Origin of the sequence: Robiginitomaculum antarcticum DSM 21748, assembly GCF_000365025.1 — a bacterium.
Taxonomy (GTDB): Bacteria; Pseudomonadota; Alphaproteobacteria; order Caulobacterales; family Maricaulaceae; genus Robiginitomaculum; species Robiginitomaculum antarcticum.
Genome location: NZ_KB823011.1, coordinates 584,235 through 602,955, shown reverse-complemented (window position 1 = coordinate 602,955; position 18,721 = coordinate 584,235). Strand labels below are relative to the sequence as shown.

Here is an 18,721-nt window from a genome sequence, read left to right as displayed (position 1 = left end):
GCCCGGCGCATTTGGTCTCCCAAACTGGGAGAATATGGATGATGTCCAGTTTTTCTGGCTGAAGGTTGCCGTCATCGTCGCCTTTGTCCTGATTTTGTCTATAACACTGGCATTTCTAATTTTGGCCGACCGCAAAATCTGGGCGGCGGCGCAAATGCGGCGCGGTCCGAATGTTGTTGGCCCGTTCGGCTTGCTGCAAAGCTTCGCCGATCTTTTGAAATTTGTGTTCAAAGAGATCATTATTCCGGCGGGATCGGACAAAACCTTGTTCATTCTCGCGCCAATTATATCCCTGACCATGGCGTTTCTGGCATGGGGCGTTGTGCCTGTCGCGCCGGGCTGGGTGATTTCCGACATCAATATTGGCGTACTTTATATTCTCGCGATTAGCTCAATGGGCATTTATGGGATCATCATCGGGGGCTGGGCCTCAAATTCCAAATATCCGTTTCTCGGCGCGCTGCGCAGTGCGGCGCAAATGGTATCCTACGAAGTGTCCATTGGCTTTATCATTATTACAGTTCTTTTGGTTGCGGGCTCTTTGAATCTGACCGAAATCGTTATGGCCCAAGGTCATGGATTCTGGAACTGGCATGCATTTTACCTGAACAGTCCACAAGCCCTGCTTATTGCGCCTGTGATGTTTTATATGTTTATCCTGTTTTTTGTTTCCGCACTAGCCGAGACAAACCGCCCGCCTTTTGATTTGCCCGAAGCCGAGTCAGAGCTGGTCGCCGGATATCAGGTTGAATATAGCTCAACGCCATATCTGTTATTTATGTTCGCAGAATATCTAAACATTACATTGATGTGCGCTTTGATCACGATTTTATTCTTAGGCGGATGGTATGCGCCCCTTGATATTGGCGTGCAGTTCGTTCCGCCCATCTTCTGGTTTGTAAGTAAATGCGCCTTTGTATTCTTCATGTTTGCCATGGTGAAGGCGATTGTGCCGCGTTATCGTTATGACCAATTAATGCGCCTCGGCTGGAAGGTTTTCCTGCCGACATCGCTGCTGGCTGTGATGTATGTGTCGGCCTGGGTCGTATTTGTTGGCGGTAATGCCGCAGGAGGGGCGTGATATGACGCGCGTTAAACAATTTATTCGCGGGGCCATGTTTCTTGATTTTATCGGAGCCTTTTGGCTTGCGCTGAAATATTTTTTCCGTCCGAAAGTCACGGTTAATTATCCGTTTGAAAAAGGCCCTTTGTCGCCGCGCTTTCGCGGTGAACATGCGCTGCGCCGTTATCCCAGCGGCGAAGAGCGCTGCATTGCCTGTAAATTATGCGAAGCGATTTGCCCGGCGCAGGCGATTACGATTGAAGCCGAGCCGCGCCCGGATGGGTCACGCCGGACAACCCGCTATGATATCGACATGGTCAAATGCATTTATTGCGGTTTATGCCAAGAGGCCTGCCCGGTTGACGCCATTGTTGAGGGCCCGAATTTCGAATTTGCGACAGAGACCCGCGAGGAGCTTTACTATGATAAGGAAAAGCTTCTTGATAACGGGGATCGCTGGGAACAGCAGATTGCAAAAAACCTAGCCATGGACGCGCCGTACCGCTAAAGCGGGCGCAGAATCAAAGGGCCATAACCGTGCTTCCAGTCTTATCATTTTATCTGATCTCCTCCGTTGCCATTGCCGCAGCCTTTATGGTCGTGGCCTCGCGCAATCCGGTGCATTCGGTTATGTTTTTGATCCTTACCTTTTTCTCGGCGGCGGGACTGTTTGTCCTAATGGGCGCAGAATTTTTGGCGCTATTGCTTGTCATGGTTTACGTTGGCGCGGTCGCTGTATTGTTCCTTTTTGTCGTGATGATGCTCGATGTTGATTTTTCTGAAATGAAGCGCGGCTTTTTCAGCTATTTTCCGATGGGCGGCGTTGTCGCTGTCATCCTTTTAATGGAGCTAATCGTTATTGGTGGATCATATTTCGCTGATAGCGAGGTGACGCCTGAGCCGCGCGCGGACGGCCTGTCTAATATCGAAGCGTTCGGCAATGTGCTGTTCACCGACTACGCCTTCTTCTTTGAAGCGTCAGGCCTGATCTTATTGATCGCTATGATCGGCGCAATCGTGCTGACCCTACGTCACCGCACGGGCGTGCGCCGGCAGGATATTACCAAACAGGTTTCGCGGACACGCAAAGACGGTGTCGAATTGGTCGAGATTGAGAGCGGAGCGGGGACAGGCGAATGACCATTGGATTGACAGAATACCTCACCGTTGCAGCGATCATATTTGTGATCGGCACATTCGGAATTTTCGTAAACCGCAAAAACGTCATTATTATTATGATGTGTATCGAGCTTTTATTGCTCGCGGTGAATATCAATTTCGTCGCTTTCGCTACGCATATGGGCGATATGGCCGGACAGATTTTTGCAATGTTTGTTTTGACCGTGGCCGCCGCTGAAGCGGCTGTCGGTCTTGCAATTCTGGTCGTGTATTTCCGAAACCGCGGCGATATTGCGGTTGAAGACATTAACCTGATGAAGGGCTGATCGCAGCATGATGTATTTAACCATAGTCTTCGGTCCGCTTCTTGGCGCGCTGATTGCGGGTCTATTTGGCCGTAAAATCGGCGAATCTGCTGCCATGAGCGTCACGACAGCGTTCTTGATCCTGTCGGCTGTGCTGTCCTGGGTTGCGCTTATCGCTATCGGCTTCGGTCACACAGCCACCGATATAGAGCTAATGCGCTGGTTTGATGTCGGCGATCTGAATGCCGGCTGGGCGCTCAAAATCGACACACTTACAGCCGTCATGATGGTCGTTATCACATCGGTTTCCTCGCTCGTTCATGTCTATAGTTGGGGCTATATGAATGAGGATGACAGCAAAGCGCGTTTCTTCGCTTATCTGTCGCTCTTCACATTTGCCATGTTGATGCTGGTGACGGCTGATAACTTCATCCAGCTTTTCTTTGGCTGGGAAGGCGTGGGTCTGGCCTCTTATTTGCTGATCGGATTCTGGTATAAAAAACCGTCCGCTAATGCCGCGGCGATTAAAGCCTTTGTGACGAACCGCGTAGGCGATGTCGGTCTTGCGCTCGGCGTTATGACAATTTTTCTCGTCTTTGGTAGCGTCAAATTTGATACAGTGTTTTCACAGGTCGCTGACAAACAGGATCTTGTCTTACCGTTTCTCGGCATGAATTTTGGCGCGATAGAACTTATCGCAGCGCTGCTTTTCATTGGCGCTATGGGTAAATCAGCCCAGTTTTTTCTACATGTCTGGCTACCTGACGCGATGGAAGGCCCGACGCCCGTCTCGGCCTTGATCCATGCCGCGACCATGGTGACCGCTGGCGTATTTCTGGTTTGCCGCGCTTATCCAATTTTCGAGGCCGCGCCGATTACGTCAGGGTTCATCACACTCATTGGCGCGCTAACGGCCTTCTTTGCCGCAACCGTGGGCCTTGTGCAAAATGATATTAAGCGCGTTATTGCTTATTCCACCTGTTCGCAGCTCGGCTATATGTTTTTCGCGGCAGGACTTGGTCTTTACAATGCGGCAATGTTTCATCTCTTCACCCATGCCTTTTTCAAGGCCTTGCTGTTCCTTGGTGCAGGCTCGGTCATTCACGCCCTTCATCACGAGCAGGATATGCGCAAAATGGGCGGCACGTATAAGCTGATCCCGCTGACCTATATCTTCATGATTATCGGAACGCTCGCGCTGACCGGTGTGGGTATTCCAGGCACAAAAATCGGTTTTGCCGGTTTCTTCTCCAAAGACGTTATAATCGAGGGCGCGTATGCAGCTGCGAATGGCGGTATTTATTCGCCGGCAATGATCGCCTTTACGGCCGGTCTACTCGCCGCCCTGATGACATCTTTCTATTCTTGGCGTTTAATTTTCCTGACATTCCACGGCAAATATCGCGGCAAGTCAGACGTTCTTAATAACGCGCATGAATCCCCGCCTGTGATGCTGATACCGCTTATAATGCTGGGCCTTGGCGCAATATTTGCGGGTCTGTATTTTTATAAATATTTCGTCGGCGATTATGCGGCCGCATTTTGGGCGCATAGCCTACCGGTCGATAATGCCTATAGCGGTACCGGATTGCCCCCGGGCATGGCTGAGTCCGCAAGCCATGGCGCGGATGTGTCTCAAAGCGCAGAGGCCTCCTATGCTGAGGCGGGCGGCGACCATAACGAAGACGATGGTGGTCATCACGAATTCCCGGCCTGGGTGATTTGGTCTCCATTCATTGCCATGCTGACCGGTTTTATCATCGCATGGTTTATGTACATGTTCAAAGACGGCGCAGCCAAACGCACGGCAGCCTCTATGCGCGGTGAGGGTGGGGTCCTTTACAAATTCCTGCTCAATAAATGGTATTTCGATGAGCTCTACGATCTCATTTTTGTGCGGCCTGTCCGCAAGCTTGGTGATGTTTTTTGGAAAATCGGCGATCAAAGAATTATTGATGGCCTTGGCCCCAACGGGTTTGCGGCGCTGGCCTCGGGCGCGGCAAAACGCGTCTCAAAATTCCAGAGCGGCTATCTTTACCATTATGCATTAGTCATGCTTGTGGGCCTGGCCGCCATTATTGCGCTCGTCTTTTCGGCGACGGGGTCTTAATATGTTAGACGGTATTCCAATCCTTACATTTATCACCTTTATCCCGCTGGTTGCGGCTTTGGTTTTGATGATCACGGCCCGCCTCTCCAAGCCGGATAGCCGGGCGCAGATTGAACGTAATGCGCCTATGGTGGCCCTTTGGACCAGCTTATTTGTGCTTGTTCTGGCGCTCTTGCTGACCTTCTCCTTTGATCGCACAACGGCGGATTTCCAATTCGTTGAAGAAGCCAACTGGATTAGCGACGGAATTAAATACCGCATGGGCGTGGACGGCATCTCCGTCCTGTTCATCCTTCTTACGGCTTTTCTGACGCCGCTCTGTATTCTGGGCAGTTGGAGAAATATCAAGAAGCGCATGCTGGATTACATGGTAGCGTTTTTGATCTTAGAGACGCTGATGATTGGCGTGTTCTGCGCGCTGGATTTGGTGCTGTTCTATCTCTTCTTCGAAGCCGTTCTTGTGCCGATGTTTATCATTATCGGCGTATGGGGCGGGAAGAACCGCATTTATGCCAGCTATAAATTCTTCCTCTACACGCTGCTGGGCTCAGTTCTGATGCTCGCGGCCATGCTGTGGATCTATTATTACTCCGGTACGCAGCTCGGCGCGCCGACGACGAATATTGAAGTTCTGATCAATGATCTAAAAATTCCCGGCGGGCCGCAAATCTGGCTATGGCTGGCTTTCTTTGCCAGCTTTGCCGTCAAAATGCCGATGTGGCCGGTTCATACCTGGCTACCTGACGCCCACGTTGAAGCGCCAACAGCCGGCTCTGTCATTCTGGCGGGTATTTTGCTGAAACTCGGGGGCTACGGGCTGCTGCGCTTCTCTATTACGATGTTCCCAGAAGCGAGCGTGACGCTGGCTCCGCTGGTGTTCTGGATGAGCGTGATAGCAATTATTTATACGTCGCTGGTCGCTTATCGACAACTCGATATGAAAAAGCTGATCGCTTATTCCTCTGTCGCCCATATGGGCTTTGTGACCATGGGCATCTTCGCCATGAATGTTCAGGGCGTGCAGGGGGCCATTTTCCAGATGCTGTCTCATGGCGTGATCTCCGGCGCGCTCTTCTTCTGTGTCGGCGTCATTTATGATCGCATGCATACCCGCGAAATCGCATTTTACGGCGGGCTTGCGAAAAAAATGCCGATATTTGCGGCAATATTCCTCCTCTTTACAATGGCCAATGTCGGCTTGCCGGGTACGTCAGGTTTTGTCGGTGAAATTCTGACCATGATCGGCGCTTATCAGGTTAATCCATGGATTGCGTTCGGCGCGGCCTTCGGCATGATCCTATCTGCGGTTTATGCGCTGCATCTGTTCCGCGAAACAGTGTTCGGGGATGTGCAAAATGAAAAACTGAATGACATCGCCGATATGAATGCCCGCGAACTTTGGGTGTTGGTACCGCTGGTCATTATGACCTTGGTATTAGGCGTTTATCCGTCCCTAATTACGGATATTACCGCAGTCAGCGTTGATAATCTGATTTCAAATTTTAATGCAGCCAATAGCGCTGTCGCCGGAGGTTAGTGAGATGTGGATGACCCTACAGCCCGTACTCGGCGAGATTATTCTTGCGATCACAGCATCGCAATTTATGCTTTTGACAGGCCTCAGCAAGTCGAAAAAACGTCCTGACCTGATCCGCCTAATGGCGGTTGTCGGTCTGCTGGCTTTTGCTTTCGTCGGTTTTGTGACGGATCGCAATGTCACCGAAACCTTTGGCGGTGCGTTCATCAATGATGACTTTGCCCGTTATGTGAAACTCATTATCGGCCTTGCCGGCGCTGCCGCTATTGTTCTGTCGCGCAATTACCTGCGCAGTGAACGTCTGGATCAGTATGAGTTCTCCGTTCTGCTGGTTTATGCCGTTCTTGGCATGGGTATAATGGTCTCATCTAATGACCTGCTGACGCTTTATATTGGCGTTGAAATGCAGGCTTTGGCGCTTTACGTGCTGGCCGCTTTTAACCGTGATAGTCTTCGCGCCTCCGAAGCCGGATTAAAATATTTCGTTCTCGGCGCCTTATCATCCGGAATACTTCTTTACGGCGCATCGCTGATATATGGCTATTCCGGCAGTTTGCGTTTTGACGGTATCGCCTTGGCGCTTCAAGGGGATTACGGCCCGGGCTTGGTCGGCGGCATGATCTTTCTACTCTGCGGGCTGGCCTTTAAAATTTCGGCGGCGCCTTTTCACATGTGGACGCCGGACGTCTATGAGGGCGCGCCAACACCCGTAACCGGATTTTTTGCGGGCGCGCCGAAACTGGCGGCAATCGCTCTGATTGCGCGCGTTCTCTACGAACCTTTCGGGGATCTGGCCGAAGGCTGGACTTTGGCGCTGATGGTGTTTGCCGGACTGTCTATGGTTGTCGGCGCGCTGGGCGGGTTGATGCAAACTAATATCAAGCGCCTTATGGCCTATAGCTCGATAACCAATATGGGCTACGCGCTTGTGCCGCTTACCGCCGGGACTTTGGCCGGTGTTGCAGGCATGCTGACCTTTATGACCATTTACGTCGTCACTGTAATCGGCGTCTTTGCCTGTATCCTACAAATGCGTATCCGCAACGGCATTGTTGAGCAAATCAGCGATCTATCCGGCCTTGCCGAAACCAATAAAGGGCTGGCCATAACCCTGACCGTCATGATGGTCTCGCTAATCGGCATTCCGCCATTTGCAGGCTTTTGGGGGAAATGGTTCGCATTTGGCCCAGCTATTGGCGCCGGCCACTACTTCATTGTTGTTCTAGCGCTCGTCGCCAGTGTTGTCGGCGCATTTTACTATTTGCGTATTATCCGATTGATGTGGTTTGCAGAAGCCAATGAAGGTTTTGTCGCGGCCCCGCGTATTGAGCGTAGTTTCTCGCTCGTATCCGCAGTTTTATTGCTGGCGATGGGGATCCTGCCATTTATTACCTATCCGGGACTGAATCTGATCCGCGACGCAGCGTCCAGCCTGTTCGGTTAAGAATTGCGGTATGAGCATTTTGATACGCTGGACAGTACATCCAGCGAAGCGCGCCGCCGCGCCACCGCCGGAGATCACGGGCCTTTATGGATTCAAGCCGATAGCCAAAGCGGCGGCCGGGGGCGCTTAGGGCGTGAGTGGATATCGCGGCGTGGAAACCTGTATTGCACGGGACTTTACCCTCATGACGGTCCTATGGCGCAGGCCGGACTGCTGAGCTTTTGCGCAGCAAATGCCGTCGCAGACCTGATCAAAATATATTGTCCTGACACAGATACGAGACTGAAATGGCCCAATGATGTTCAAATCAAAGGTGCCAAACTGGCCGGAATTCTGCTGGAATCCGTTCGTGGCTGGGTCAGCGTCGGGATCGGTATTAATATCCATTTTCATCCAGATGACCTGCCTTACCCGGCAACGCATCTGGCGGCGCATATGGACATAGATGATCCCGAAGAAATTCCGGATGCGCGGGCTATGGTGCCTTTACTCTCGCAGCTCTTTGAGCAGCAACGTGATATATTGCGGCGCGAGGGCTTTATGCCCATTCGCAAAGCATGGCTCGCCCGCGCTGCACATTTGGGCCAAAAGATTGAAACATCCTCACGCGGTCAGGCTATCTCCGGCATGATGGAGGGGCTGGCCAATGACGGCGCGCTTGTCCTGCGCTTGCCCGATGGCGGGATAGCGCGTATCTCTTCCGGAGAAGTGTTCAGTGTGGCTGGGCAAAACCGAAAGGACGCCAATGCTGCTGGCAATTGATACGGGAAATACAAATACCCTCTTTGCAATTCATAACGGTACGGATTGGGTGGTTGAATGGCGCATTGCGACCAATGCCGCACGCACGGCTGATGAATATGCGGTGTGGTTTCACCAGCTCATGGAGATGCAGGGGTTGAAGTTTACGGATGTGACAGGCTGCATTATCGCCTCGGTTGTTCCGCAATCCCTTTTCAATATGCGCAATCTGGCGCGGCGGCATTTAAATGTTGAGCCCATGATTGTGGGTGAGGGCGATCTGGATCTGGGTACAAAAGCGCTCATTGATAATCCAGAGCAGGCGGGCGCTGACCGTTTGGTCAATGTGGTCGGCGCGCTTACGCGGTATAAGGCGCCATTGATTATCGTCGATAGCGGAACGGCGACAACATTTGATGTTGTCGATGAGGATGGAAATTTCATCGGCGGGATTATTACGCCCGGGATTAATCTGTCTGTACGCGCCTTACACGAAGCAGCGGCCCGTTTGCCGCGCATTGAAATCCGAAGACCGTCAAAAGTTGTTGGAACAAATACTGTGGAATCTATGCAATCGGGTATTTTTTGGGGCTATATTGGCCTGATCGACGGATTGGTGAATAGGATTAAGCAGGAGCGTTCAGATTTGAAATTTACCGTTATCGGGACAGGCGGAATTGCCTCACTATTCGAAGGTGCATCTGATACGATTGAGCATTATGACAGCCGCCTGACCATAGACGGTCTGTTTGAAATTTATCGCCGCAATGGCGGAGCCAAGAGATAATATGTCAAAAAATAGAGATGAATTTGTCTTCCTGCCGCTTGGCGGAAGCGGCGAAATCGGGATGAACCTGAACGTATTTGGCTTTGGCCCACCCAGTCACCGCAAATATATCATCGTCGATCTCGGCGTCACATTTGGCGATCTGACAACGCCCGGTATTGATATTATCATGCCGGATATTGAGTTCTTTAAAGGCATCGAAAAAGACCTGCTCGGTATTGTGCTCACTCATGCCCACGAAGATCATATGGGCGCGCTGGCCCGGTTATGGCCGGAGCTGCGTTGTCCGGTTTGGGCCACGCCGTTCACTATGTATTTGGTCAAGGACAGATTGGATGAAGCCGGACTGACAGGTGACGTTAAACTGCACGAGGTTGGTCTTGAGGCCACATTTTCTATCGGCCCCTTTGATCTGCGCTTCATTCCGCTTACCCATTCTATTCCGGAGCCAAGCGCACTGACAATCACCACTAAGCTTGGGACGGTTTTTCATACCGGGGACTGGAAAATTGATCCAAACCCACTCGTTGGTGAGAGCATTAATATCAAAGCGCTCGAGCAGATCGGCGATGACGGCGTTATCGCTATGACCTGTGACAGCACAAATGTGTTTACGCCGGGCGAGGCCGGAAGCGAGTTGGGCGTACGCGAAGAGCTGACTAAGCTCATAGGCGAATTTGAGGGCAAAAAGATTGCTGTAGCCAGCTTTGCCTCCAACGTCGCGCGGCTGAGCTCCGTATTGCACGCGGCAAATGAAAATGACCGCAGTGTCTGTTTGGTCGGTCGATCTATGCACCGCATGGTGGGCGCGGCTCGGGCCGTTGGCATTATCGGAAACCAGCCCGTATTGCTGGACGAGAATGAAGCGTCGCAAATGCCGGACGGTAATATTTTGTATTTATGTACAGGCAGTCAGGGTGAGTCGCGCGCAGCCTTGTCTCGAATTGCGGCGGGCGAGCACCGTAATGTCAGTCTTAATCAAGGCGATGCGGTTATTTTCAGTTCTAAAATCATACCCGGAAACGAAAAGACGATCTTTGCGCTTCAAAACCAATTGGCTGAGCGGGGCATAGAGATTGTCACCGAAAAGTCGCGTGATATTCATGTCTCCGGCCATCCCTGCCGCGACGAGCTGACCCGCATGTATGGCTGGATCAAGCCCAAAATTGCTATTCCTGTACACGGCGAGCGCCGGCATTTGATCGAACATGCACGCCTCGCCGCTGAGCTTGGTGTTCCTCGCACACACGCGCCCGATAACGGACAAATGATCCGTCTGGCTCCGCATGGCCCTAAAGTGATTGATATAGTGCCGTCAGGCCGTCTGCATCAGGACGGCGAAATGATCGTGAGCGCTAATGATGAAGGATTGCGACAGCGCCGTAAAATGAGCTTTGCCGGGCATGTGAGTGTCTCGCTGGCCGTCAATAAAAGCGGAAAAATCGTCGGCGGTCCCGATCCGCGCATTAGCGGCTTCCCCGAAGGCCGTGACGGGCAGGGCGTCGAAAATATGCTGGACGATATTGCTGATATTGTAGAGCGCAAATTTGACTCGCTCCATCCGAGTGTCCGTAAGGATGAAGATAAGGTCGAAGCGGACATTGCCTCGGCAATACGCAAATATTATAGGCACCAGCCCGGGTTCAAACGCCCTGTCGTCGAAGTGACGGTGCTGGCGGTATGACCCAAATATGCGACTTTAAACTCGGCCCGTTAAACCATGTCGGCGTTGCAGTCCCTGATATAGAGGCGGCGGCGCAGCATTACCGTGACGTTTTTGGGGTCACTGATATTACAAAACCGCAAGACCTGCCGCCGCAGGGGGTGACATTTGCTTTCGTGAACCTGCCCAGCGGGCAGATCGAACTGATTCAGCCTTATGGTGAGAATTCGCCGATTGAGAAGTTCCTAAAGAATAACCCCAAGGGCGGACAGCATCATGTCTGTTACGAGGTGGATGATATTCATGAGGCAAAGTCTGTAATGGAAGCACGGGGGATGACGGTTTTAAATGATCCGCGCATTGGCGCGCATGGCACGCCCGTAATATTTTTGCATCCGAGACACAATCAAGGCGTTCTTATTGAATTGATGGAAAAACAAATAAATACAGATGATTAGCGAGACATTTCGATATGAATCCATTTAACGCATTCGTGCTGTTTATGGTCATTTGGTGGATCATATTGTTCATGGTTCTGCCCTTTGGCGTGCGTGGTCAACTTGAAGATAATGACGTTGTTCCGGGCAGTGAACCCGGAGCGCCGACAAAGAGTCTGATTAAGAAAAAGCTTCTTATAACGACAGCTTTGGCGGTCCTCACATTCGGGATCGTGTACTGTATAATCGTTTTTGATCTGTTCAATATTGCCGATCTTCCGTTCATTCCCAAAATCACGTAAAACAGCAATAGCAATTGCGGCGCGCGGGCTGCCAAGCTAGACCGCATCCAACGTAATTATAAAACCGGATTCGCGTCATGCGTTTGTCTCAATACTTCCTGCCCGTTCTCAAAGAAACGCCGGCAGAGGCCACGATTGCCTCTCACCGCTATATGCTGCGCGCCGGAATGGTACGCCAGCAAAGCGCGGGCATTTATGCTTGGCTGCCTTTGGGCTTTCGAGTGCTCCGTAAAATTGAACAAATTGTCCGCGAAGAACAGGATAAAGCCGGCGCGGTTGAGATGTTGATGCCCACGATACAGTCCGCTGAACTATGGCGCGAAACAGGGCGCTATGACGCTTACGGCCCTGAAATGCTGCGTATTAAAGACCGTAGTGACCGCGATATGCTCTATGGCCCGACCAATGAGGATATGATTACCGATATCTTCCGTAGCTATGTGCGCAGTTATAAAATGCTGCCGAAAATGCTCTATCATATTCAATGGAAGTTCCGCGATGAGCGCCGCCCGCGTTTTGGCGTGATGCGCGGCCGCGAATTTTTGATGAAAGACACTTATAGCTTTGATGTGACCAAAGAGGACGCTGTCAAAAGCTATTACAAAATGTTCGTGGCCTATCTCAATACATTTGACCGTTTGGGTCTCAAAGCCATTCCGGTCAAAGCCGATACAGGGCCGATTGGCGGCGATCTATCCCATGAGTTTGTTATTCTTGCGGATACGGGCGAGAGCGAAGTTTTTTGCCACAAAGATCTGCTGGATATGAACGCGCCGGGCAACGTTGATTTCGCCGGTGACCTGTCAGCGCATGTCGATAGCCGGACGTCATTATATGCCGCAGCTGACGAGATGCATGACGCTACCGCATTTGCCGCGCTTCCCGAAGACAAGCAAATGAGCGCGCGCGGTATCGAAGTCGGCCATATCTTCTATTTTGGTGATAAATACTCTGCTCCGATGAATGCTAATGTAATGGGGCCGGACGGTAAAGAACACGCCGTGCAAATGGGCTCTTACGGTATTGGCGTATCGCGTCTGGTCGGCGGTATTATCGAAGCCAGCCATGACGAAGACGGCATCATCTGGCCTAAATCCGTTGCGCCTTTTGGTGTTGGGATTATCAATTTAAAAACCGACAATGAAGACACGGATAAGGTCTGCGAAACGCTCTACGCGGCGTTAGCTAAGGCCGGGATTGATCCGCTTTATGATGATAGCAATGACCGCGGCGGTGTGAAATTCTCGCGCATGGATCTGATCGGATTGCCTTACGCCATTACGGTGGGTCCGCGCGGCGTCGCTGAAGGCGTCGTCGAGATTAAAACCCGCGCCACGGGTGAACGCCAAAAGCTATCACCAGAGGCCGCGATAAAATTCCTAACCGCCGAGTTTGCTGCCTAATGGCTAAGCGCGCAAAGCCGTTTAATAAATTCGAACGTAGCATTGCTATGCGCTATCTGGGCGCGCGTCGTAAGCAAGGCGGCGTCGGCCTGATCGCCTGGATCAGCTTTACCTGTCTCGCGCTCGCTATTGCCGCACTTATTATTGTCATGTCGATCATGAACGGCTTTCGTTATGAGCTTGTCAGCCGTATATTAGGCGCGCAAGGCCATCTTTATGTTGCAACAGCAGCGGATTATCCGACGGCTTTAGACGTGAGTAAAATCGCTGATTTTATCCGCGCTCAGGACGGCGTGGATGTGGCCTTTCCCGTTTTAAACCGTCAAGCCTTTGTCGCCAAAGATGATCGCGGTTCACCGGCAATTGTCAAAGGCGTTACGCCTCAGGATTTGGCGCGATTAGAATTTGTGCTCGACGGCGTTCAATATGGTGACTTTTCGCAATTTGGGGCGGGTGAATATGGCGGCGATATTATAGGTATCGGCGAAATCATGGCGTCGACATTAGGCGTTTCCGTCGGTGATGATGTCATGCTGATCTCGCCGAAGCCAATCAACACGGCCTTTGGTTCAAATATACAGCGAAAATCCTATACAATCGGAGCTATATATTCGCTTGGATTTGATGATGCTGACAGCCTTTATGTCTATATGCCACTTGAGCAGGCGTTGTTATTTTTTGATCAAGGGGAGGCGTCAGACGAGATTGAAGTGCGCCTAAAAGACCCGGATGATGTCGGGCGTTTCGTGACGATGTTACGCAACAACCCGGATTACGCGCTTTACGTGACGGACTGGCGGCAACGCGCGAAATCCATAGCGGGCGCGCTTCGGGTAGAGCAAGTAGCGATGCGATTTATCCTGATGATCGTGGTCGTAATTGCCATTTTCCCGATTGTTGCAGCCATGATTATGCTGGTCAAAAATAAGGGTCGCGACATTGCAATTTTGCGCACAATCGGCGCGACGCGCGGCTCTGTTCTTCGCATTTTCTTTATGGCGGGCGTTCTAATCGGCCTTGCCGGAACAGCGGCAGGCATTATTTTAGGCGTGCTGTTCTGTCTTAATATTGGCGGTGTACAGGCCGTGATCGAAGCTGTGCTGGGCGTTGAACTCTTTCCGCCGGATGTCTACCAACTCACGGGCGGCGTGCCCGCGCGCATTGAATGGGCTGAAGTCGGCATGGTGGCGTTCTGGGGGTTTTTAACCACAGCGGTCGCTACATTCTTTCCTGCTTTGGGCGCAAGCAAATTAGATCCCGTGGAGGCGTTCCGCTTTGAATAACCGCTCCGCAACACCCGTATTATCTGTGCGCAATCTGACCCGCCAATATCAAAGCGGGGAGAGCGTTTTGAACGTTCTGCTCTCAGCTAATCTGGATATCTATCCCGGAGAAGTTGTCGGCTTAATCGGCCCGTCAGGGAGTGGTAAATCAAGCCTGCTCCATGCGGCGGGTTTACTGGAGACACCGACGGCGGGTGAAGTCTGGATTAAAGGTCAGGAATGTCTGCGCCTTAAAGATGACGCGCGCACGCGCATCCGCCGCGAAGAAGTGGGGTTTGTCTATCAATTCCACCATTTACTGCGTGAATTTAACGCAATAGATAATGTGGCTTTGCCGCAAATGGCGGCGGGCGTGCCGCAAACGCTTGCGCGCAAAGAAGCCGCGCGCTTGCTGACCGTTATGGGGCTAGCCGAACGTATGGAGCATCAACCCGGCCAAATGTCGGGCGGGGAGCAGCAGCGCGTGGCCATTGCCCGCGCTATGTCAAATAAGCCGAGCATAATTTTGGCGGATGAACCCACAGGCAACCTGGATCCAACGACATCGGGCAATGTCTTTCAAAGCCTGTTTGATCTAACCCGCACCGAAGGCGTGTCCGCGCTTGTCGCGACCCATAATATGACCCTGACAGACTATATGGACCGCGTCGTTACAGTGCGCGACGGGGCGATTGTTCCTTACAGCTAGGACTTATTGTGGTCTGTCCACAGGCCATGCACAGTTTATCCTCAGATAACTTCACTGACTTATCCACAGGCTATGTTCCGCACTGATTCGTTTTAGACTTGACGAAAAGAACAAAAGGGGAATATATAATCCGAACGTAACAAGAACATAAAAATGGGAGTGAGTTATGAAACAGTTGGTTGTGGATTTGTCGACAGGAATGGTTGTCGCGGGCTTTATTACGGTTATGACTGTTTGGATGATGATCATCGGGGGTTAGTTTACCCCATCGGAGCGGATAATGGCACAGCGTGAGCCTGACTTTATACATTTGCGCGCGCGCTCGCCTTATTCTTTGCTTGAGGGCGCAGTCACGCTCAAGGCGCTTGCCAAATGGTGTTATGACCACCGCATGCCGGCTATCGGTTTAACGGACAGTAACAATATGTGCGGGGCGCTGGAATTTAGCGAGACCCTCAAAGAGCGCGGCGTACAACCCATTATTGGCTGTACATTATCTATTGATTTAGAACTGCCGGGGCAGCCCGGTCAAACCCGCCGCGACCCGGATGGAACACTGGTTTTGCTAGCGCAAAACGAAACCGGTTACGGCCATCTTATGGCATTGTCTTCTGCAGCCTATCTTGATGTGTCAGCCACGGATATGCCGCATATTCTGGCCAGTACATTAGAGGCGCGCAGCGAGGGCGTGATTGTGCTGACCGGGGGTTATGACGGCGCGCTGGATCGGTTTGTGCGTCAAGGGCGTTTTGAAGAGGCGCAAGCTTGGCTGTCCAAATTAGCGTCAATATACGGTGACCGCTTATATATCGAATTGCAGCGTCATGACGAGCCGAATGAAGCGCAAACTGAAAGCTGGCTGCTGGAGCAGGCTTACGGGCGCGGCATTGCTATTGTTGCCACTAATGAGCCGTTTTTCGAAGACCGCTCTATGCATGCGGCCCATGACGCATTACTGGCTATATCCGAAGGAAGTTACGTTCTGGAAAAAGACCGGCGCAAAGTGACATCCGAGCATTTTTTAAAATCGCCCGAAATGATGGTCAAATTGTTCGAAGATTTGCCCGAAGCACTGAACGCCACAATCGATATTGCCACGCGCTGCGCCTATGCATCGCCCAAGCGCGCCCCCATCCTGCCGGGTTTTGGTGATGAGAATACGAGTGAAACCGATATATTGCGCGCGCAGGCCCATGACGGTCTGACCGCGCGTCTGGACATGCTACGCTCTCTCGATGAGATGTCAGCGGATGAGCCCGCCTATCGTGAACGTCTGGATTTCGAACTTGATGTGATCGCGCAAATGGGGTTTCCGGGTTATTTTCTGATCGTTTCGGATTTTATCCGCTGGGCCAAAGAGCAGGGCATTCCGGTAGGGCCGGGTCGGGGTTCCGGCGCGGGCTCTGTTGTGGCGTGGTCGCTGCTCATTACCGATCTGGACCCGTTACGTTACGGTTTGCTGTTTGAGCGCTTTCTCAATCCAGAGCGGGTCTCCATGCCCGATTTCGATATTGATTTCTGTCAGGAGCGGCGCAGCGAAGTCATTCAATATGTTCAGCGCAAATATGGCAAAGACCAAGTTGCCCATATTATCACCTTCGGTACGTTACAGGCCCGTGCGGTCGTGCGTGATGTCGGCCGCGTGCTTCAAATGCCGCTGGGGCAGGTGGACCGTCTGGCCAAAATGGTTCCGGCTAATCCCGCTAATCCCGTCACATTACGCCAAGCAATTGCTATGGAACCGCGACTTCGTGAGCAGCGCGATACGGAGCCGGCTGTGCGTCAGCTTCTGGATTTTGCGTTGGAGCTTGAAGGTCTTTACCGAAATGCGTCGACCCATGCTGCGGGCGTTGTTATTGGCGATCGGCCGCTGACAGAACTTGTGCCGCTCTACCGTGATCCGCGCTCTGATATTCCCGCGACGCAATTCAATATGAAATGGGTTGAAAAAGCCGGTCTGGTCAAATTTGACTTTCTGGGTCTTAAAACGCTCACAGTTATTGATAAAGCTCTGAAATATCTGGCCGCGCAAGGGCGGCCCATTGATCTTGACCGCGTCAGCGTTACGGACAAGCGCGCCTATGAACCGTTGGCCGAAGGGGCGTCTGATGGTGTGTTCCAACTGGAAAGTTCGGGTATGCGCGACGTTTTGCGCAAAATGCGGCCCGGCACAATTGAAGAGCTGACGGCGCTTATCTCGCTTTATCGTCCCGGGCCGATGAAGAATATCGATACCTATATTGACCGTAAATTCGGTCGCGTGGATATCGAATATCCGCACCCCATGCTCAAGGATATCCTTGAAGAAACCTACGGCATTATCATCTACCAAGAACAGGTGATGCAAATCGCGCAGGTGCTGTCCGGTTTTTCTCTTGGCGAGGCGGATTTGCTGCGCCGGGCTATGGGTAAAAAAGACCAGGCCGAGATGGATCGGCAGCGCTCTCGCTTTATTGAGGGTGCGGCCAAGAATGATGTTGACCGCCGTCTGGCCAATGAGATTTTTGATCTCGTGAATGAGTTTGCCGGTTATGGGTTTAATAAATCCCACGCGGCCGCCTATGCCATGATTTCTTTCCGGACAGCCTATCTGAAAGCGCATCATCCGGTCGAATTTTTGGCCGCGACCATGGCGCTTGATATCGCCAATACGGATAAACTGGCGCAATTCTACGCTGAGGCCAAACGATTAGAACTTGATGTCGTCGCGCCGGATGTGAATCAGAGCTTTGCGGATTTCGAAGTACGCGAAGGCAAAATTCTTTACGCGCTCGGCGCTCTAAAAAATGTGGGCGTTGCCGCTATGCAGCATGTCGTTAAAGTGCGCGAGGAGGGCGGGGCGTTTACTGATATTTATGATTTTGTACGCCGCGTTGACACGCGCATTGTCAATAAACGCGCGCTGGAAAATTTGGCCCGCGCAGGCGCATTTGACGCGCTTGAAGGTAACCGGGCCATGCTTTTGGCCTCTGCCGCTGATTTGCAAGCTATCGGCGCGCGCGCCAGTGAAGAGCGCAGCTCTGCGCAGGTCAGCCTCTTCGGCGGTGCGGATGAGCAGATTATGGTCGAAAAAGAGCTGACATCCGCTCCGCCCTGGGATGATGTGCGTTCGCTTGATGAAGAATTATCAGCTGTTGGTTTTTATCTTTCCGGACATCCTTTAGAAGGTTTTGCTGAGCGTCTTGAGCATAGCCATACGCTGGCCTGTGATCTCGAAACGGCTTTTAAATCCGGCAAACGCGCTGTGCGTATGGCCGGCGTACTTCACAAGCGGGTTGAGAGGATGAGCCAGCGTTCATCAAAGCGTTTTGCATTTCTAGAAATGTCCGATCCCTCCGGAGCTTATGAAACATTGGTCAATGCGGATCTGCTGACAGCAAAGCGCGACATTATGCAATCGGGAACATTGCTCGATATTGCGGTCAAGATCGAAGACCGCGACGGAGAGATCAAGCTTTACACCAATAGCGTTGATATTCTGTCCGGCGCAAGCGGTCCGGCCAAAAGTAAAACAAGCGAGCAGCCGCCACGCGGCGTCACAATCTATATTGATACAGCCGAGGCGCTTTCAGCCCTGAAATCCCGTATAGACAGTTTGGCTGATGCGCCGGCGCGATATTACGGGGACATGCATATTATTGCACCGCTGGGTAATCTGCGAGAATATGAGATTAAACTGGCGGACCGCGTCTCCATGGATAAACGGTTTTTGGCGAGTCTTAAAAGCGTACCCGGCGTGTCGCGCATTGAGACGATGGCGGCGCTTTAATACTGCTATTAATTATGATTTCAGGCTTGCATAGCGCCGTAATTTTGCTATGCGGGCCGCTCAAATCTTA

16 protein-coding genes are annotated in these 18,721 nt (G+C 51.9%); all 16 read left to right on the top strand.

All coding sequences use genetic code 11. The features are described from left to right. Window positions 1–34 precede the first annotated feature (34 nt). The 16 genes from nuoH (at window position 35) to dnaE (ending at window position 18,651) form a co-directional block, all read left to right on the top strand. Entirely contained in the window at window positions 35–1,081 is a 1,047-nt protein-coding gene (gene nuoH / locus H142_RS0103000; RefSeq protein ID WP_026147743.1) for an NADH-quinone oxidoreductase subunit NuoH, read from the top strand. A 1-nt stretch (window position 1,082) separates the two neighbouring features. After that, window positions 1,083–1,571 (top strand): NADH-quinone oxidoreductase subunit NuoI, encoded by a 489-nt coding sequence (gene nuoI / locus H142_RS0102995; protein ID WP_033314924.1) that lies wholly within the window; start codon window positions 1,083–1,085, stop codon window positions 1,569–1,571. Between the two features lie 86 nt (window positions 1,572–1,657). After that, window positions 1,658–2,203 (top strand): NADH-quinone oxidoreductase subunit J, encoded by a 546-nt coding sequence (locus H142_RS0102990; protein ID WP_051048561.1) that lies wholly within the window; start codon window positions 1,658–1,660, stop codon window positions 2,201–2,203. Continuing rightward, a complete protein-coding gene (gene nuoK / locus H142_RS0102985; RefSeq protein WP_017930615.1) occupies window positions 2,200–2,508 on the top strand; it encodes an NADH-quinone oxidoreductase subunit NuoK in 309 nt (102 codons plus the stop codon). Before H142_RS0102990 ends, nuoK begins: the two co-directional genes overlap by 4 nt. Before the next feature lie 10 nt (window positions 2,509–2,518). Continuing rightward, the gene (nuoL, locus tag H142_RS0102980; RefSeq protein ID WP_017930614.1) at window positions 2,519–4,597 is read left to right on the top strand and encodes an NADH-quinone oxidoreductase subunit L; all 2,079 of its coding nucleotides are present in this window, start codon (window positions 2,519–2,521) and stop codon (window positions 4,595–4,597) included. Window position 4,598: 1 nt separating this feature from the next. After that, window positions 4,599–6,134 carry an NADH-quinone oxidoreductase subunit M gene (locus H142_RS0102975; RefSeq protein ID WP_017930613.1) on the top strand — a complete coding sequence of 512 codons (1,536 nt, stop codon included), beginning with the start codon at window positions 4,599–4,601 and terminating at the stop codon, window positions 6,132–6,134. 10 nt (window positions 6,135–6,144) lie between these two features. Beyond that, window positions 6,145–7,578: an NADH-quinone oxidoreductase subunit NuoN gene (nuoN, locus tag H142_RS0102970; protein ID WP_169331793.1), complete on the top strand. Its 1,434-nt coding sequence runs from the start codon at window positions 6,145–6,147 to the stop codon at window positions 7,576–7,578. Between the two features lie 3 nt (window positions 7,579–7,581). Continuing rightward, window positions 7,582–8,340, top strand: a complete 759-nt coding sequence (locus H142_RS14105) for a biotin--[acetyl-CoA-carboxylase] ligase (RefSeq protein ID WP_017930611.1) — start codon at window positions 7,582–7,584, stop codon at window positions 8,338–8,340. Next, a complete protein-coding gene (locus H142_RS0102960; RefSeq protein WP_017930610.1) occupies window positions 8,324–9,106 on the top strand; it encodes a type III pantothenate kinase in 783 nt (260 codons plus the stop codon). The genes H142_RS14105 and H142_RS0102960 overlap by 17 nt, the downstream gene beginning before the upstream one ends. Window position 9,107: 1 nt before the next feature. Beyond that, window positions 9,108–10,790 carry a ribonuclease J gene (locus tag H142_RS0102955; protein WP_026147742.1) on the top strand — a complete coding sequence of 561 codons (1,683 nt, stop codon included), beginning with the start codon at window positions 9,108–9,110 and terminating at the stop codon, window positions 10,788–10,790. Beyond that, window positions 10,787–11,227: a methylmalonyl-CoA epimerase gene (gene mce / locus H142_RS0102950; protein ID WP_017930608.1), complete on the top strand. Its 441-nt coding sequence runs from the start codon at window positions 10,787–10,789 to the stop codon at window positions 11,225–11,227. The genes H142_RS0102955 and mce overlap by 4 nt, the downstream gene beginning before the upstream one ends. Before the next feature lie 14 nt (window positions 11,228–11,241). Next, window positions 11,242–11,508, top strand: coding sequence for a DUF1467 family protein (locus tag H142_RS0102945; RefSeq protein ID WP_017930607.1), 267 nt, complete (start codon window positions 11,242–11,244; stop codon window positions 11,506–11,508). Between the two features lie 77 nt (window positions 11,509–11,585). Further along, the gene (proS, locus tag H142_RS0102940) at window positions 11,586–12,911 is read left to right on the top strand and encodes a proline--tRNA ligase (protein WP_017930606.1); all 1,326 of its coding nucleotides are present in this window, start codon (window positions 11,586–11,588) and stop codon (window positions 12,909–12,911) included. Beyond that, entirely contained in the window at window positions 12,911–14,194 is a 1,284-nt protein-coding gene (locus H142_RS0102935; RefSeq protein WP_017930605.1) for a lipoprotein-releasing ABC transporter permease subunit, read from the top strand. Before proS ends, H142_RS0102935 begins: the two co-directional genes overlap by 1 nt. Then, window positions 14,187–14,882 (top strand): ABC transporter ATP-binding protein, encoded by a 696-nt coding sequence (locus tag H142_RS0102930; RefSeq protein ID WP_017930604.1) that lies wholly within the window; start codon window positions 14,187–14,189, stop codon window positions 14,880–14,882. The genes H142_RS0102935 and H142_RS0102930 overlap by 8 nt, the downstream gene beginning before the upstream one ends. A 280-nt stretch (window positions 14,883–15,162) precedes the next feature. Next, window positions 15,163–18,651 carry a DNA polymerase III subunit alpha gene (gene dnaE, locus H142_RS0102925; protein ID WP_017930603.1) on the top strand — a complete coding sequence of 1,163 codons (3,489 nt, stop codon included), beginning with the start codon at window positions 15,163–15,165 and terminating at the stop codon, window positions 18,649–18,651. The last annotated feature ends 70 nt before the right edge of the window (window positions 18,652–18,721 follow it).

Coding starts and splice junctions, on each gene's coding strand:
- nuoH (WP_026147743.1), top strand. CDS start 35: ATGGATGATGTCCAGTTTTTCTGGCTGAAGGTTGCCGTCATCGTCGCC.
- nuoI (WP_033314924.1), top strand. CDS start 1,083: ATGACGCGCGTTAAACAATTTATTCGCGGGGCCATGTTTCTTGATTTT.
- H142_RS0102990 (WP_051048561.1), top strand. CDS start 1,658: ATGGTCGTGGCCTCGCGCAATCCGGTGCATTCGGTTATGTTTTTGATC.
- nuoK (WP_017930615.1), top strand. CDS start 2,200: ATGACCATTGGATTGACAGAATACCTCACCGTTGCAGCGATCATATTT.
- nuoL (WP_017930614.1), top strand. CDS start 2,519: ATGTATTTAACCATAGTCTTCGGTCCGCTTCTTGGCGCGCTGATTGCG.
- H142_RS0102975 (WP_017930613.1), top strand. CDS start 4,599: ATGTTAGACGGTATTCCAATCCTTACATTTATCACCTTTATCCCGCTG.
- nuoN (WP_169331793.1), top strand. CDS start 6,145: ATGACCCTACAGCCCGTACTCGGCGAGATTATTCTTGCGATCACAGCA.
- H142_RS0102960 (WP_017930610.1), top strand. CDS start 8,324: ATGCTGCTGGCAATTGATACGGGAAATACAAATACCCTCTTTGCAATT.
- H142_RS0102955 (WP_026147742.1), top strand. CDS start 9,108: ATGTCAAAAAATAGAGATGAATTTGTCTTCCTGCCGCTTGGCGGAAGC.
- mce (WP_017930608.1), top strand. CDS start 10,787: ATGACCCAAATATGCGACTTTAAACTCGGCCCGTTAAACCATGTCGGC.
- H142_RS0102945 (WP_017930607.1), top strand. CDS start 11,242: ATGAATCCATTTAACGCATTCGTGCTGTTTATGGTCATTTGGTGGATC.
- proS (WP_017930606.1), top strand. CDS start 11,586: ATGCGTTTGTCTCAATACTTCCTGCCCGTTCTCAAAGAAACGCCGGCA.
- H142_RS0102935 (WP_017930605.1), top strand. CDS start 12,911: ATGGCTAAGCGCGCAAAGCCGTTTAATAAATTCGAACGTAGCATTGCT.
- dnaE (WP_017930603.1), top strand. CDS start 15,163: ATGGCACAGCGTGAGCCTGACTTTATACATTTGCGCGCGCGCTCGCCT.